This is a genomic window from Pseudomonas sp. MAG002Y (assembly GCF_019400845.1).
Lineage (GTDB): Bacteria > Pseudomonadota > Gammaproteobacteria > Pseudomonadales > Pseudomonadaceae > Chryseomonas > Chryseomonas luteola.
The window spans coordinates 84,414-100,866 of record NZ_WOEJ01000020.1; the positions used below are offsets into that span (position 1 = coordinate 84,414).

Below are 16,453 nucleotides of genomic sequence, written 5' to 3' on the forward strand. Positions count from 1 at the left end.
AACACAGTGGTGACTGTTCGCTGGGAGAGGTGCGATGAAACGCATAGCGGTTGATTTGGCCAAGTCCGTTTACCAGGTTGCCGAGAGTGTTCAGGTCGGTCGGGTGGATCGGCGCAAGCGGCTCGACTCCAGGGCATTTGCGCAATATGTACAGGAGCAGCTCGAGCCTGTCGAGTGGGTGATGGAAGCCTGTGGCACCGCTCACCATTGGGGCCGGTTGATGCAGGAGAAAGGGCATCGTGTCGTGCTCTTACACCCTCGTTACGTGCGCCCGTATCGGCGACGCAACAAGACAGACCGCAACGACTGTGACGCCATTCTGGAAGCAGCGCGCTGCCAGGAAATCCGCCCGGTTCCGGTCAAGAGTATGCAGCAACAGCAGGTGCAGCAACTCCACAAGCTGCGCGAGGCTTGGAAGAAATCTCGTGTTCAACGCATTAACCTGTTGCGCGGCATCCTGCGTGAAGCCGGAGTAGAAACACCGAACGGCATCAAGCCTTTTCTGCGCCAGGCATGCGAGCTGATCGAGCGACCCGAAGTGCGCGCCTTGCGCGGTGCGCTGCAAGTAGTGCTGGCTGAAATCAATCTCTATGAACAGTCGATGCGCGAGTGCGAGGAGCAACTGGCACGCTGGCATGCCGATGACGAAATAGTCCATAAGCTCGACGAGGTCAGTGGCATTGGCCTGCTGACAGCCAGTGCGTTGAAGACCGCCGTTGGCAAGCCTGAACGTTTCGCCAGCGGCCGACACCTCAGCGCCTGGCTGGGCATGACGCCGAACGAATACAGCAGTGGGGAACGTCGCAGGCTTGGACGGATCAGTTGCAAAGGCAACGTCTACGTCCGTACTCTGCTGATTCATGGCGCGCGAGCCGCGCTATTGGCAGCTATACGCTGCAAGGCGCGAACACCTGAGCGGCTGACTCATCTGCAGCGTTGGGTCTTGGACACTGCTGAACGCATCGGCCATAACAAGGCCGCCGTGGCATTAGCCAACAAGCTGGTAAGGATCTGCTGGGCGGTGTGGTGCCATGAGCGACGGTTCAGCGGTAACTGGCAAAGCACAAAGCCTGCCTGACGGCGAGGCTAACAATGACGTGAGTTTCTAGTGGTTGTGGTGAGAAGCGAGACTGTCGGAACAGGCGAGTCCTGCAGCAGAGCAAGGTCGATAACAATGATGATCTTTGTGATCGCTTGAACGCTTGGCCCCTGCTGCGCGAACTACAGAATGGCCAGGGCAGTGCCCAGTAAAGGCCGGATATACGAATGCAACCGCGCTGACGACAGGATCGAAAAAGCTATCCTCACTGCTTGTGGGGAGAGTCCATATACGAGTAGTTAGGGTGCAACTGCGGAACGCGCAGCACTAATGAACTCGCGAATTTCCTCTTCGGTGTGATTCAAAGCACGCGCATTTGACCAAACCCATGCAGTGATGAGAGCACCATTATATGGAGGCTTGTCACTTGTGAACTTGAGGTATGCCTCAAGTAACTTACGCGTGCGCGGAACTATATGGAAGTGTACGCGCTGATCAGATTCGCCGAATTTTAACACGTAGATGCGCTCGGGCTTTATGAGGGTTTCGACTATATGCTCTGCACGTTTCAGTACAGAACCTAACTCCACAGAATCTTGTGCAGTGAGAGCAGCTAGGCTTTTGACGCCCGAGATACATTCGACAAACAAGTACCCAGGCAAGGGGAAGTCATAGGACTGAGAAATACTAAAATTTGCACACTGCCATATGCTGTATTGATTCATTGAATTTCTATTTCCTATGGATGCTGAGCTGCGTCCTAACGATTAAGCTAAGGGGCGGGCTTTAGCCCGTCCCAGCGAGCGAAGTGAGCGATTTGAGCGACTTGTTAGAGGTAACGCGCTACGCATTATTGTGGCTCCAGTTCGGACCAAAGAGGGTCTAGCCCCTTTGATTCCATTGCTGTTCCATAATCCTCAAAACGGTTTTTGCTAATGACGTTTAGGCTCGCCCAGCTTGCTTCGCATTCTTCACAAACCCAAGTCAACTCTCGCGTACTTATGATGCGCATTGGCCTTATGTGTCCTTGCTCGCACCTTGGGCACTCAAAGGTCATGAGCATTACCTCTAACTATTATTAGACGTCACGTGACGGATAACATACTGGACGAGTTTGACGCATAATCTTCCTTGTCATTTCTATTTTCCTTTCTAAAACGGGCCTTTCCGAGGAGCAGTGACGGTATAAGCGAGTTATACGTCATCCACAGGGCGGCACGGCTGCGGGAGCAAATATAGCTCAGACATTACTCGATCCGCATGGAGCGCGTCTATTACAGGTAGGTTTAATTTTCAAGCAGAAGAAATGAGATTCAGTTCATGCCCTTCGCTTACACAGGTGCTTATGCCAGCACTTCATGTCATAAGCATGTAGCGTCTAAGGCCAATGCCTGCTTTTCGGTTTCCCTCAAAGCGCAAGCAAGGTATCAACCAGCCGCTCACCTATAAGTAAGTCATGCCTACTGGCGATGTGAACCGTCTTTTGAAAAGCCTGAGGGCAGACTTAAGGCTGAGGCCAAATCATCCATAAGGCGGGTGTCTCCCCTCTTCCCAGCCGCTACCTTGGCGCACATTTTTAGTTTGGAAAAGTGTGCGCCTACACATGAAATCGAAAGCCTTTCTGTATCTGGCTGTGCTGTGGCTAGCCGCCTGCAAACCTGAAGCGCCTGCCCAGGCACCTGCAGCACCGCCGATTGAGGTGGCGGTGGTAACGCTGAAGTCACAACCTGTCCCCTTGGTTGCCGAGCTTAACGGCAGAACCGTGGCCCATATGGAGGCTGAGGTTCGCCCACAGGTGTCAGGCATCATTACACAGCGTACCTTTGAAGAAGGAACACTCGTCAAGGCTGGGCAGGTTCTCTACCGCATCGAACAGGCACCCTACCGTGCCTCGCTCAACCAAGCCAAGGCCTCGCTGGCTAATGCCCAGGCCACGTTGCAGGCCGCCAAGCTTAAAGCCGAACGCTACAGCGATCTGATCAAGATTGAAGCCGTCTCCCAGCAGGAGGCAGACGATGCCAAGGCCAGCTATCAGCAAGCTCTGGCTACCATTGCCGAGCGCAAGGCGGCGGTTGAGTCTGCACAGATCGACCTGAATTTCACGCAGATCACGGCGCCTATTGCTGGACGGATTAGCAAGAGCAGCATCACCCCAGGTGCTCTGGTAACAGCCAATCAGGAGACCGCGTTGGCAGTTATCCGTACGCTGGACCCTATCTATGTGGACATCACTCAATCCAGCGCCGCGCTGCTCAGGCTCAAGAAGGCCTTGGGCAATGGCGTAGCCGCTGGCAGCACCGATGTCAGCCTTCGCCTGGAGGACGGCTCGCTCTATCAGCACGCAGGAGTACTGAAGTTTGCAGAGGTTGCCGTGGATCAGGAGACCGGCTCTGTCACGCTTCGCGCACTTTTCCCTAACGCTGAAGGGCTTCTTCTGCCCGGCATGTATGTGAGAGCCATCTTGCAAGAGGCCGTTGCGCCTCAGGGACTTCTTGCGCCTCAACGAGGCATTACCCGAGATGCGAAAGGCAATGGCATGGCCTTGGTTGTAAACGCCAACAACACGGTTGAAGCACGTGAAGTGGTTACAACCCAGGCTATTGGTAGCAGCTGGCTGATTCAAAGCGGACTGGCGGAAGGCGATCGTCTCATCGTTGAAGGCACCGGCAAGGTCAAGGCGGGGGCGACGGTACATGCGGTTGAGTTCAAACCGGCAGGTTCCGGTGAGGCTCGCGCCACGCAGCAGGGACAGTAATCGATGTTTGCACATTTCTTTATCAAGCGACCAGTCTTCGCCTGGGTCATCAGTATCGTCATCATGCTTTTTGGCCTCTTGGCGATACGTACTCTGCCTATCGCTCAATACCCGGATGTGGCTCCCCCAGCCATTTCAGTCAGCGCCTCCTACTCCGGCGCCTCGGCCGAGACTATGGAGAACAGCGTTACGCAAATCCTTGAACAGCAACTCAAGGGGCTGGATGGCCTTCAGTCATTTTCCTCCAGCAGCAGCTCCACAGGACGAACCAGTATCACGGTAACCTTCAATCAGGGCATTGATCCCGATAACGCTCAGATTCAGGTCCAGAACAAGGTTCAGCAGGCGCTTACGCGTCTTCCCTCCGAGGTGCAGCGGCAAGGCGTCTCGGTGACCAAGGCGCAGAATGATTTCCTGCTGATCATGGCCCTGTATGACGACACGGATCGATCATCCTCTACGGATATTTCCGACTATATGGCCAGCAACCTGCAGGACCCTATCTCACGGGTTCCTGGTGTAGGCGATGTGCAAATATTCGGCTCTGAATATGCTATGCGCATCTGGTTAGATCCCTCGAAGCTAGCCACCTATGGGTTGATGCCCTCTGACGTCACTGCCGCTGTGCAGGCACAGAACACTCAGGTTTCTGCTGGGCAGATTGGCGGATTGCCTTCTCCACCGGATCAGGAGCTCAACGCCACCGTCACCGCACAATCGCGACTGCGTACACCCCAGCAGTTCCGGGACATCATCTTGAAGAGCGATTCGTCAGGCGCGCATGTGCATTTGGGCGATGTGGCTCGGGTGGAGCTGGGCAGTGAGAGTTACAGCATCGTCACTCGCTTGAACGGCCATGCTGCTGCAGGACTTGCAGTGAAGCTTGCACCTGGAAGCAATGCACTTTCCACAGCCGAAGGTGTAAAAGCGCTGGCACAGGAGCTGTCTAGTAACTTTCCTGAAGGCTACCACTTGGAATTCCCGCTCGACAGCACGGAATTTATCAAGCTTTCAGTTCATGAGGTCATCAAGACGCTCTTCGAGGCCATTGCCCTTGTTGTCGTGGTGATGTTCATTTTCCTGCAGAGCTGGCGCGCGACTCTTATCCCGGCGATTTCCGTTCCGGTGGTGCTGTTAGGCACATTCGGCGTGCTATGGATTGCAGGATATTCCATCAATACGCTCACCTTGTTTGGCGTGGTGCTGTCCATTGGTCTTCTGGTAGACGACACCATTGTGGTGGTGGAAAACGTTGAGCGCTTGATGACGGAGCGCAAGCTGTCTGCCCTTGACGCCACCATGGAGTCGATGACGGAAATCAACAGTGCGTTGATCGGGATTGCCATGGTGTTGTCTGCCGTTTTTCTGCCTATGGCTTTCTTTGGCGGGTCGACAGGGGTTATCTATCGGCAGTTTTCCATCACTATCGTAGCGTCTATGGTGCTGTCGGTGTTTATTGCACTGACCCTCACACCCGCCCTGTGCGCAACATTGCTCAAGCCAGCCGAGCATCGGGCGCACTCTGGTTTCTTTGGCTGGTTCAACCGCACCTTCAACAAGAACCTCAACCGCTATGAGCATGGAGTAACGGGCGTACTCAAACGCCCGGTACGGTTCATGCTCATTTATGGATGCCTGGGCGCCGTACTGGTCGTGCTGTATATGCGTTTACCCAGCGGCTTTCTGCCTACCGAAGACCAGGGCTCGAACATGGTGCAGTTTACCTTGCCGGTCGGAGCCTCCCAGAAGCGCAGTCTGGAGGTTGGCAAGACCATTGAGCGCCATTATCTGGAAACCGAAAAGGACAACACCAAAGCAATTTTTACCATTGTCGGATTTGGCTTTGGCGGAAGCGGCCAGAATACGGGCCTTGCGTTTGTTGCCCTAAAAGATTGGAGCGAGCGCACCGATGAGAAAGACCGAGCCGATAGTATTTCCAATCGCGCCATGGCCACCTTTTACCGTTCCCGCGATGCGCAGATCTACGCACTGACCCCTCCTGCGATCCAGGGCCTGGGCCAATCGGCTGGCTTCACGTTCCAGCTACAGGCATCAGCCACAACGGACCGTGCTCAGCTCCTGGGCTTTCGTAACCAGCTGTTAGGACTGGCCGCAGCAGAGCCGTCCCTGGCCGCAGTTCGCCCAAGCGGCCTGGAAGAAACTCCACAGCTCAAAATCGACATTGATCAATCCAAGGCGGTTTCCAGCGGGCTAGCGTTAGGCGATATCAACTCGACGTTAAGTGCCGCCTGGGGCAGTACCTATATCAATGACTTTATCGACCGGGGTCGCGTCAAGCGGGTATACATGCAGGGTGATACTCCGTTCCGCTCCCAACCGGATGATCTGTATCAATGGTATGTGCGTGGTCAGTCCAACGCGATGACACCTTTCTCGGCCTTTGCCACTACGCATTGGGAGCGCGGCCCGGACAACCTTGAACGCTTCAACGGCCTTGCCTCATACGCGATTCAGGGTCAGGGTGCTCCGGGTGTCAGCTCAGGTGAAGCCATGGACACCATGGAGCGTTTGGCCAGCCAGTTGCCCCAGGGGACGACCTTTGCCTGGAGCGACCTGTCCTATCAGGAGCGCGAATCCAGCGGGCAGGCCATTCGCCTTTATGCCCTGTCCATCCTGATTGTTTTCCTCTGCTTGGCAGCCCTCTACAACAGCTGGTCGATTCCCTTCTCGGTACTCATGGTCATTCCGCTGGGTATTATCGGCACTATCCTCGCGGCTACTTTGCGGGGGCTGGAAAACGATGTGTTTTTCCAGGTTGCGCTCATTACCACCATTGGCTTGGCCGCCAAAAATGCCATTCTGATTGTTGAGTTTGCCGAAGCGGCTGAGAAGCGTGGGCTATCCATCTGGAATGCGGCGCTTGAGGGTGCTCGCTTAAGACTTCGCCCGATCGTCATGACCTCGCTGGCCTTCATGGCAGGTGTGCTGCCTCTGGCCGTTGCTACCGGTGCAGGTGCCAACAGCCGCATCTCCATTGGTACCGGCATCATTGGCGGTACGCTCACCGCAACAGTGCTTGCGATCTTTTTCGTACCGCTGTTCTTTGTGCTCGTCCGCGGCCTCGCTATCCGCTTCCAGAAGAGCAAGATCCCATCCACTTCGCAGGAGACACCGTGATGCGCCTGAGATGTTTAGCGCTGCTCATGCCGATGGCTCTGCTTGGCTGCACTCTCGCTCCCACTTATGAGCGCCCCGCCGCCCCGGTTCCTTCGACGTGGCCGCAGGGAACTGGCTACACGCCCTCTGTACAAGCCTTTGTGCCAACCACTTGGGAAGCGCTTGTGCTGGATGCCGATCTACGATCCGTTATAACGCTTGCGCTAGCCAATAACCGGGACCTGCGCAAAGCGGCGGCCAATATCGAGTCGGCTCGGGCGCAGTATCGTCTGCAGCGCTCCGAACTCTGGCCCCAGTTAAACGCCAGCGCCAATGCTTCACGTTCACGCACTCAGGTTGAGACGTTGGGCCAAAAACAGACCGTCTACAGCAAAAGCGTTTCGGCAAGCGTTGGGCTTAGCGCCTATGAGCTGGATTTGTTTGGACGCGTGCGGAGCCTGTCCGAATCAGCGCAGCAGAGTTTGCTGGCTACAGAAGAGGCTTCCCGCGCCACCTATATCAGTTTGATCGCGGAAACAGCCAATGCCTACCTGACGCTCGCGTCTGACCGGGCGCAACTGAGGATCTCGGAGGAAACGCTGGAAAGTGCCGGCCGCACGGTCAACCTGATCCAGGGGAGACTCTCGGCAGGCATTGCCTCCCGTGTTGATCTGCGGCAGGCCCAGACGATCTATGAGCAGGCACGCGCAGACATTGCCAACTACCAGACGCTTGTCGCTCAGGACCGCAATGCACTGGAACTGCTGGTCGGGCAGACCTTGGACGATGCGGTGCTACCCCAACCCTTGGAGGCAGATAAACCATTGTTTGCCGAGGTCTCGCCTGGGCTGTCTTCCGACGTCCTGCTCAAGCGCCCGGATGTGCTTCAGGCCGAACACAACCTGTTGGCAGCCAATGCCAATATCGGGGCTGCTCGGGCAGCATTCTTTCCGCAGCTGAGCCTTACTTCCTCTGTAGGCTTGAGCAGTAACGGGCTGTCATCGCTGTTTTCAAGCGCCAACAAAGTCTGGTCATTCATGCCCTCTGTTAGCGTCCCGATCTTCACCGGCGGCGCCAATACAGCCAATCTGAACTACAGCAAGGCCCAGCGGGACTATTACGTCGCTGACTATGAGCAAAGCATCCAGACCGCTTTTCGTGAGGTAGCTGACGCGCTGGCCAGGCGCGGCACCCTGGAGGAGCAACTTTCTGCGCAGACAGCTCTTTTGGAAGCAGCCAGCGAAAGCTACCAGCTCTCGGATGCACGTTATAGACGGGGTATTGATACCTTCCTGAATGCGCTTGATGCGCAACGTACGCTCTACAACGCCCAGAAATCGCTGATCAATGCCCGTCAAATCGCGGAGGAAAATCGCATCGAGTTGTACAGAGTGTTGGGTGGTATCTAATAAACAAAGGCCCGGCCGAATACCGGGCTGGGCCTTTACTAGACTGCGCTTTCAGGACCCATGATGCGCCATCAATCCTTGCTTCCAGGCGAAGGCAACGGCTTCTGTACGATCAGCCAAGTCGAGTTTGGAGAGCAGGCTGCTAATATGGGACTTCACTGTTTTCTCACTGATATTCAGTGCAGTAGCAATGCGCACGTTACTGCCCCCTGAAGCAAGCTCGCGAAGCACATCAAGTTCACGCTCGGTCAGTTCCTTGAAGGGATCAACCTTGGGCTCGCGAATTCCCCTGACCACCTTGAGAAGCTTCGAGGCGATAAAGGGATGAATAATGACCTCACCTCGCGCGATCCGGCGGATCATATCAATCAGCTCATCACCCAGCATCGTCTTGACCAGAAAGGACTGAGCACCCGCCTCGATGGCAGCAAAGGCCAACTCATCCTCTTCGGTAGAACTCAGGACAGCTATCTGGCTACCCGGACTTACCTCCAGCAGTCGCTTGATGGTCTCCACACCGCTCAATCCTGGCATCATCAAATCCAGCAAGACAAGCTCAGGCTTGGACGCCTGAGCGAGCTCAATCGCTGTCTGCCCATCTCCCGCCTCGCCTATCACATCGAACTCGCCGGTAATGTCGAGCAGACTGCGGATACCCTGTCTGACAATGGCATGGTCATCAACCAGCAACACGGTGGTTTTCATCATTACCCTTCTGTGGGCTTAAAGGAGACTTCAACGGTGGTTCCCTGGCCGGGCTCGCTGTGAATATCAATACGCCCTTCCAAAAGCCAATGGGCTCTTTGACGCATATTGCCCAGGCCCATTCCCGAGCTGGTGTGCCCTGGATGAAAGCCTTGACCATCGTCCTCGATTTTAAGAACAAACCGCTCTCCCTGACGAACGAGGGATATCCATAGATGCGAGGCGTTGGCATGTCGAAGTGTGTTGGTTGCCCCTTCGCTGGCAATCAGGAGCAGCTCAGTTGCAACCGCATCTTCTTCCTGTAGCCGGTGCATCACCTCTTCTTGAATATCGACAGACCACTCAATGGTGCTGCCTTCAAGGAGGTTTGCCAGATTCTGCTTCAAGGCGCTATCCAGACCTAGCTCAGCCACCGTAGGCGCCGAGAGGCGATGGATGACATCGCGCATGTCTCGTTGAAGATGCTCAACAAGCTTGAGTGATGAGTTGGCCAGCTTGCTCTGCTCGGGATGGGTACTGCACAGACGGCGTAAGAGGCTGAGCTGCAGCCCTAGGGCGAAGCACCGCTGCTTTGCGGTATCGTGCAGTTCGCGGGCCAACCGACTGCGCTCATCCTGCGCAGCGATAGCCTGCTTGACCTCAATCACACCTGCTACCGCATCAGCCATATGATCGAATCGCTGGGCCAGCCGGCCAAATTCATCATGTCCCTCATCGTTGATACGCATATGGAGTTGGCCCTGTGCCCAGGTATTGGCTACCTGCTCGGCATGACGAATTCTATTTAGCAGGAAGAAAGCCAGCAGCAGGGCCGTGCAGCAATTGCTGATCAGCATGTAGGGCCAAAGCCAACCAAACTGACGGCTCGTATCCGCCCAGAAGGCTTTCCATGGATCAAACCCTTCCATACCCAGAACAAGCCTATCCGCTTCTTGTGGTAGCTGAACAACCGACGTGCTAAACCAGATATCACTGGCCGTACGCGTCTCATCGCTTTCAACCTTGATACTGTTACCCTGGCGGCTCACTGTCTGCATTCTGGCTTGAAGCGGCTCCGTCAATTTGGCGGGGTAATGACATTGCAGCCCCTGCTCATTGCGGTACAGCGCTGCAAGACGCCCTTCCCCGAGAGACTGGCTAAAACTATTACCAGCCTTGCCTGTTAATACACCAGAACCAAAGACACGATGGACCAACAATTCAAGCAGTGCCTGGCAGCGTTCCGGCGTAGCGGCGGCTTGCAGCAGCTCAGCCACCACCCTGCCCTCTACCGCAACACGGTCGTGCAGTTTATCTTCACTTAGCGCCTCTTTAAGCTCAACCTGACTGTTCCAGGTACCGAAGCCGATGATTGCAACTGTAGAAGAACCAGAGATCACGAACAGACTGACAAAAAACTTGATGAACAGTCCGCCTAGCCATCGCTTGGGCATGAATAACGAGGCGAGCCTGGAGAGAGTAAGCAAGGAGGGCGTGAATCCTGATCATTGGGTTATATGATCATTTTGCCATGAACCCTTCGGCAGCGCCTGCGGCCTATCAGCTGCATCGTGAAGATTGGAGAATCTCCTCGCGTTAAGACGTCAGGCTTTGCCTTTAGGGATGGAAGTAGGCAAGACTCTATTTTTCTATCTACTGCGTAGGAAACCATGAAGATTTTCCTGTCCGGGTTAATGATTCTTGGCTTAGCGTGCCAAGTTGCTCAGGCGGCCTGCCAGCGAGAGGCCACTGATTTTAATTATCCGTCTCAGCGTTTGGATGAAGCATTACAGCGGCTGGCTCATAGTACCGGTTGCCCTGTCACGGTGGACCTTACCCCTTTCGCAGACCGGAAGGTGCCTGCACTGCATGGCCGCTATACGCCTGAAGAAGCGCTGTGGCAGCTAATAAAAGGAACAGGACTCGAAGGTTACCCTACGGCTGATGGGCTGGAAGCGAATACCCAGGAACAGGATGCCGTCGGGGCCAAAGCACAGGCTGTACGTAGCCTTATCAATACCCAAAAAGGTTCGATTACCAAGGCCAAACAGCAGCATTACGAACAGCAAATCAAGGAAGTGGAAACCAGCGCAGCGGACCTGGCTCGCCAGCAGGGCTTTATCAGTGCCGGGGAGCGCAGCTCATTTCATCGCAGCCTGGACGGTATGCTCAACGAACTGAAGCGTTAGATCATCAAAGCCGTTTGGAAGGCAGGCGGCTGACTCTGCTTCAGACACCTGCCGACTCATGAGAAATACACTGCCTGGCACTTCACTCCAGGCAGCCCTTGATCAACCAGCCAGTACGCTATCAACCAACGCTTTGGCTTCTTCCTGGATACGCTTGAGATGCGTCTCTCCTTCGAAGCTTTCGGCGTAGATTTTGTAAACGTCTTCCGTACCGGAAGGACGTGCAGCAAACCAGCCGTTTTCAGTCACAACTTTGAGGCCACCGATCGCCGCACCATTGCCAGGCGCCTCGGTCAGGATCTGTGTAATCGGCTGACCGGCCAGCTCGCTGGCAGTCACCTGGGATGCAGACAGCTTACCGAGCTTGGCTTTCTGCTCGCGATCAGCTGCAGCATCGATACGCTGATACACCGGCGAACCAAACCGCTCGGTCAGGGCTTGATAACGCTCACCAGGGTCCTTGTCGGTAACTGCCGTGATTTCCGCTGCCAGCAACCCCAGGATGATGCCGTCCTTATCGGTCGACCATGCACCGCCAGTCTTGCGCAGGAACGATGCGCCCGCGGACTCCTCACCACCAAAGCCAAGGCTTCCGTCCATGAGGCCATCTACGAACCACTTGAAGCCCACCGGCACCTCGACGACCTTCCGATCGATACCCTGAGCTACACGGTCGATCATGGAAGACGACACCAGTGTTTTACCGATACCCGCGTGAGCGCTCCACTCGGGACGGTGAGTAAAGAGGTATTCGATCGCTACCGCCAAGTAATGGTTGGGATTGAGCAGCCCGGTCGAACGCGACACGATACCGTGGCGGTCATGGTCGGTATCACAGGCGAAGGACACATCGAAACGGTCCTTGTTTTCAATCAATCCAGCCATTGCATGGGGCGAGCTGCAGTCCATACGGATCTTGCCATCCCAATCCAGGCGCATGAAGCGGAAGGTAGGATCGATACGGGTCGACAGGACTTCAAGCGGCAAACCAAAACGCTCGGCAATGCGCGTCCAGTAGTGCACGCCTGCCCCGCCCAGAGGATCCACGCCAAACTTAAGGCCCGAATGCTTGATGGCTTCGATATCGATGACCTGATCTAGGCCACCCACATAGCTTTCGATAAAGTCGAATCGCTGCGTCGTTGGCGCTTTCAACGCACGCGCATAGTCCATGCGCTCCACGCCCTTCAATCCTGCCTTGAGCAGCGCATTCGCACGCTCCTGAATCCACTTGGTTACGTTGGTATCGGCCGGACCACCATTGGTGGGGTTGTATTTGAATCCACCATCGGCAGGCGGATTGTGTGAAGGCGTAATGACAATACCGTCAGCCAGGCCGCTGGTGCGGCCTTTGTTGTATTCGAGAATGGCATTGGAGATGGCGGGCGTTGGCGTATAACCGGGCTCGCCCTGGGTCTCAGCACAGCCTGCATCGATACGGGTCTCAACACCATTGGCAGCCAGCACTTCCAGTGCTGAAACAAAGGCAGGTTCGGACAACGCATGGGTATCCATGCCGACAAAGAGCGGACCATTTACGCCCTGCTCTTTTCGGTAATCACAAATAGCCTGGGTAGTTGCCAGGATGTGCCACTCATTGAAGCTGACCTTCAGCGATGAACCGCGATGCCCGGATGTACCAAATGAAACCTGCTGCGCCGGATCATCAGGGTTGGGCCGTTCACTGTAATAGCGCGACACCAGGCGCGGTAGGTTGACCAGGGTATGCTCATCGGGCAGGCGTCCTGCGTTAAGGTCGATGCTCATCTGACGTTCCTTTGATGGATTGAAATTACTGCCTCAAGTAAACCATGCGGCGATTCAAGAAGCATTCGAAAGCGGTATGACACTGGTGGGTGTCATTCATTCGCGCTTCGACCCAAGCACTACCACCCAGGGTTCCCTTTTCGTTTCGCTTATGTGCTGCGGTGCTCGGAAATAAGGAGTGAAAACGGCTCGCCAAAAGAAAACCCGGCATTAGCCGGGTTTTCGATAACTGTGTTGCGTTACAGCGGATGATCTACCTCATCATCGCCAAGCGGATTATCAGGAATGATATCGGGACGCAGTGGATCGAATACATCACTGCCAATGCCCGCATCGTCCGGCACCACAGGATCGGAGCCTTGTGTATCTAAGGGCGCATTGCTCATACAGATCTCCTCCATTTATAGCCATTAGCACCAGGCTTTGGAGGTATAAATCCACCCGTTGTTTATACCGGTCATCCGAACCTTTTGCAGCAGATTAAAGGTGGGTATAGATGTAACGGGCCGTCATCACAAGCGCTGTCACTCCAACCATAATCCCGATAAGACCAGACAATGCCAGTGCCGAAAAATGATAGAGATGACTCGGTGCACTGGCCATGATCAGTATCGCCGAAACACTGATCAACGAAACGATAGGCCCCACAGTCAGATAGCGTTTGAACACTGCCATGAACATGCCTCCCCAAGCAGCTCTGCAGACAGGTATCGTTGATAACACGGAATTATGAAGGCTATAAGTCATCACCAGACGGTTTGCCACTCGCGCCGGTCATCAAACGACGAAAGGTATAAAGTTTTTCTGATCCCGACCGACAACGCAGTCACATCAATCAAGTAGATCCCTATGAAAAAGGTCAGCCAAACCTTGCGGACTCAAGCGTCCATCATCGAGGCCTATTGCGTTTTGGAAGAGGAAGCTCGTCAGCATCCCGAGCTACGCGTATTCCTGCCTGAACTGCTTGATCTAAACGAACAAGCCTGCACGCTCATTGAGCGCTATATGGCCAAGGCAGCCGTTAAAGCCGCCACTGAATGAATCCAGCAATCCAACGGATGCGTTTGGGCGCGAGCCTGACATACGTGCTCACTGGCATAGCACAGGACAAAGGCTCACAAATGATGCCATTGAAGTCAAAATCGTAGCGACCTTGAGCCGCCGGTTATGGCTTACACGAAGCGAAATGCAGGCTGCCAGGGAGCGTCTATAGTGTCTGGGCACATAACAAAAAGGACGCCTCATGACTGTTATGCTCCGCCGCGCCACGTGCTCTCTTTCATTGGTAATCGCTTTTGCCTTTTCCACCGCTTCCACCGTACAGGCTGAACCTAATCACCCCGTTCAATCCCATGCCGAACAGTACAAGGAAGAAGCACTCAAGCTACTCGAGCAACTGGTAAATATTGATTCGGGCTCGGGTTATGCACCTGGTCTGATACAGGTAGGTCAGATTGCAGCTGATCAGTTGAAACAGCTGGGCGCTACGATCGAGACTGTTCCAAACTCTCCACCTGATAAAAGTCATCACATCGTTGCCACGCTTAAAGGCACAGGCAAGGCCAAAATCTTGCTGATGGCGCATATGGATACCGTTTTCAAAGAGGGCTCAGCCAAGGAGCGGCCTTTCCATATAAAGGATGGGCGAGCCTACGGACCCGGCGTGATGGACGATAAGGGCGGAATCGTAGCGGGCATCTATGCGCTCAAGATATTGAAAGACCTCAACTTCAAGGATTACGCTCAAATTACCTTTTTGCTTGATGCCAGCGAGGAAACCGGTTCCGATGCTGCTACTCAGCTGATTCAACGGGTGGCCAAGGAGCATGACGTTACCCTCAATCTAGAGCCAGGCCGGCCTGCCGATGGCCTCGTGGCTTGGCGAAAAGGAAGCGCGACCGCAACCGTTGACGTTACCGGTAAGGCCGCTCATGCGGGCGTAGCGCCGGAGCTCGGCCGAAACGCTGCCATGGAAATCTCGCATCAGGTCCTCCAGCTTGGCAAACTGGGCGATGTCGAGAAGAAAACTACGGTCAATTTTACTGTAATCGACGCTGGCGATCGCACGAATGTCATACCTGACAGCGCGACTGCCAAGGCAGACGTCCGTGTAGCAGTTCCTGAGGAGTTTGATCGGGTCGAGCAAGACATGGCGCGCGTCTCTGCCAACAAGCTGATCCAAGAGACCGACGTGAAAACTCATCTGCATCGGGGCTTGCCGCCTATGCCTCAAACCGCCGAAACGGATAGGCTCGTGTCGATGGCTCAAAACATCTACGGTGAAATTGGCCGCAAGCTTACGATCGAGGGCAGCGGTGGCGCAGCTGACGCCAGCCTTGCTGCGGGTCTGGGCGTACCAACGCTGGATGGCTTTGGCATCGTAGGCGGCAATATCCATACGCCAGAAGAGTACGCCGAGGTGGAAAGCGTCGCGCCGAGACTTTATCTACTGGCAAGAATGATCATGGAGCTGGCGCAGCGTGATAAAGGTTAAGTCTCTCAATGAAAAGGACTTTTCATCGGACGTATAAAGCACATGAGGAACGATAAGGAAGACTAGGCATCCCTTCTTATAGTCCTGTTGCAATCATGCAGGTAGATACTCAAGGCCTACGGCCTCTAAGTCAGAAAGCTCGGCGCCAGACTGCTGAGCCACATCCGATAGGAGGATGAGCGATGGATGATCTGGAACAACGCATACGTCAACGCGCCTACGAAATCTGGGAAGCTGCAGGTCGTCCGGATGGACAGGGATTTGAGCACTGGTTTCAAGCCCAGAGAGAAGTCGACTACGACACCGCAGGGGATCCGCTGTCGGGCGGAATAGAAACCAGCGTGGCGCAGCCCATGCCCAAGCCAAAGCGAAGCCGTACCAAGAAGACAGCCTGACCACAGGTCTTTGCCACTACGTAAAACGGCCAATCCTATTGGCCGTTTTATTTTAGTCGGCCTGAAATGCCTAGAGCGCTATCCACCCTACTCTTATTGGCGTTAGCCGAAAACATGTTCTGTAAGAGTGACTTCGAGAAAGTAGCCTTCAGCCTGATCGCGTCATTACGTCATTAATAAATCGGTACACCTCTTTGATTCCGCAAAGGCCGCCTCGCCTGATCAACCAAGCTGCCAAACCGCTTATTCATCATAACATTAGCTCGCCACCACTAGACGTATGAGCGATGTAGGCTATAAATAATCGGGCGATCCCGGTAATAGTCATACCATTATCATGGCTTGCGCTTGAGCTATCTCTGCTGTCGGGCTTGGCGACCCTGCCTTATGAGGTCACCCGTCTTGCAGGGTTCGGCTTGAGGAGCTGCAGTTATGGGCCGTTTTCTTCAGCCTCCAAATCTGTGGCTCACACTGCTCGATAACAACCTGTGTTCTTGCTAATAACAACAACGGAGAAACACCATGGTTCTAGGGTTTGTCTGAAAAGTCGCGTTTGTTAGCCTAATGCCGTTGTGGCAAGCGGAGGCAGACATGACAGGTCGCT

At 54.7% G+C, this 16,453-nt stretch carries 14 protein-coding genes; 8 read left to right on the forward strand and 6 right to left on the reverse strand.

The window, feature by feature from the left end; genetic code table 11:
• Positions 1–34 precede the first annotated feature (34 nt).
• A complete protein-coding gene (locus tag GM154_RS22205; RefSeq protein ID WP_219653385.1) occupies positions 35–1,078 on the forward strand; it encodes an IS110 family transposase in 1,044 nt (347 codons plus the stop codon).
• A gap of 260 nt (positions 1,079–1,338) precedes the next feature.
• On the opposite strand, the gene GM154_RS22210 is transcribed toward GM154_RS22205, so the two are convergent.
• On the reverse strand, positions 1,339–1,764 hold the full coding sequence (locus tag GM154_RS22210; RefSeq protein WP_219653386.1) for a hypothetical protein: 426 nt from the start codon (positions 1,762–1,764) through the stop codon (positions 1,339–1,341).
• 878 nt (positions 1,765–2,642) lie between these two features.
• Here GM154_RS22210 and GM154_RS22215 point away from each other — a divergent pair.
• From GM154_RS22215 to GM154_RS22225, 3 genes are read left to right on the forward strand one after another with little or no spacing between them, the layout of a single operon-like run.
• Positions 2,643–3,794, forward strand: coding sequence for an efflux RND transporter periplasmic adaptor subunit (locus GM154_RS22215; RefSeq protein ID WP_125889207.1), 1,152 nt, complete (start codon positions 2,643–2,645; stop codon positions 3,792–3,794).
• A 3-nt stretch (positions 3,795–3,797) separates the two neighbouring features.
• Positions 3,798–6,932 carry an efflux RND transporter permease subunit gene (locus GM154_RS22220; protein WP_219653387.1) on the forward strand — a complete coding sequence of 1,045 codons (3,135 nt, stop codon included), beginning with the start codon at positions 3,798–3,800 and terminating at the stop codon, positions 6,930–6,932.
• A complete protein-coding gene (locus tag GM154_RS22225; RefSeq protein WP_219653388.1) occupies positions 6,932–8,320 on the forward strand; it encodes an efflux transporter outer membrane subunit in 1,389 nt (462 codons plus the stop codon). The genes GM154_RS22220 and GM154_RS22225 overlap by 1 nt, the downstream gene beginning before the upstream one ends.
• Before the next feature lie 51 nt (positions 8,321–8,371).
• Here the strand turns inward: GM154_RS22225 and GM154_RS22230 are convergent, their stop codons facing one another.
• Both GM154_RS22230 and GM154_RS22235 read right to left on the reverse strand, forming a co-directional pair.
• Entirely contained in the window at positions 8,372–9,028 is a 657-nt protein-coding gene (locus tag GM154_RS22230; RefSeq protein WP_219653389.1) for a response regulator transcription factor, read from the reverse strand.
• On the reverse strand, positions 9,028–10,491 hold the full coding sequence (locus tag GM154_RS22235; RefSeq protein WP_219653390.1) for an ATP-binding protein: 1,464 nt from the start codon (positions 10,489–10,491) through the stop codon (positions 9,028–9,030). The genes GM154_RS22230 and GM154_RS22235 overlap by 1 nt, the downstream gene beginning before the upstream one ends.
• A gap of 183 nt (positions 10,492–10,674) precedes the next feature.
• Between GM154_RS22235 and GM154_RS22240 the strand changes: the two genes are divergently transcribed.
• Positions 10,675–11,193: an STN domain-containing protein gene (locus GM154_RS22240; protein WP_219653391.1), complete on the forward strand. Its 519-nt coding sequence runs from the start codon at positions 10,675–10,677 to the stop codon at positions 11,191–11,193.
• A 102-nt stretch (positions 11,194–11,295) separates the two neighbouring features.
• On the opposite strand, the gene pgm is transcribed toward GM154_RS22240, so the two are convergent.
• The 3 genes from pgm to GM154_RS22255 all read right to left on the reverse strand — a co-directional run bounded on the left by pgm (position 11,296) and on the right by GM154_RS22255 (position 13,635).
• Entirely contained in the window at positions 11,296–12,960 is a 1,665-nt protein-coding gene (pgm, locus tag GM154_RS22245) for a phosphoglucomutase (alpha-D-glucose-1,6-bisphosphate-dependent) (RefSeq protein WP_219653392.1), read from the reverse strand.
• Positions 12,961–13,199: 239 nt separating this feature from the next.
• Entirely contained in the window at positions 13,200–13,346 is a 147-nt protein-coding gene (locus GM154_RS22250; RefSeq protein ID WP_219653393.1) for a hypothetical protein, read from the reverse strand.
• A gap of 94 nt (positions 13,347–13,440) precedes the next feature.
• Positions 13,441–13,635, reverse strand: coding sequence for a hypothetical protein (locus GM154_RS22255; RefSeq protein WP_122044038.1), 195 nt, complete (start codon positions 13,633–13,635; stop codon positions 13,441–13,443).
• A gap of 174 nt (positions 13,636–13,809) precedes the next feature.
• On the opposite strand from GM154_RS22255, the gene GM154_RS22260 reads away from it, so the two are divergent.
• The 3 genes from GM154_RS22260 to GM154_RS22270 all read left to right on the forward strand — a co-directional run bounded on the left by GM154_RS22260 (position 13,810) and on the right by GM154_RS22270 (position 15,849).
• Positions 13,810–14,001: a hypothetical protein gene (locus GM154_RS22260; protein ID WP_074829162.1), complete on the forward strand. Its 192-nt coding sequence runs from the start codon at positions 13,810–13,812 to the stop codon at positions 13,999–14,001.
• Positions 14,002–14,203: 202 nt separating this feature from the next.
• Entirely contained in the window at positions 14,204–15,454 is a 1,251-nt protein-coding gene (locus GM154_RS22265) for a M20/M25/M40 family metallo-hydrolase (protein ID WP_219653394.1), read from the forward strand.
• Positions 15,455–15,636: 182 nt separating this feature from the next.
• The gene (locus tag GM154_RS22270) at positions 15,637–15,849 is read left to right on the forward strand and encodes a DUF2934 domain-containing protein (protein ID WP_010798685.1); all 213 of its coding nucleotides are present in this window, start codon (positions 15,637–15,639) and stop codon (positions 15,847–15,849) included.
• Positions 15,850–16,453 lie beyond the last annotated feature (604 nt).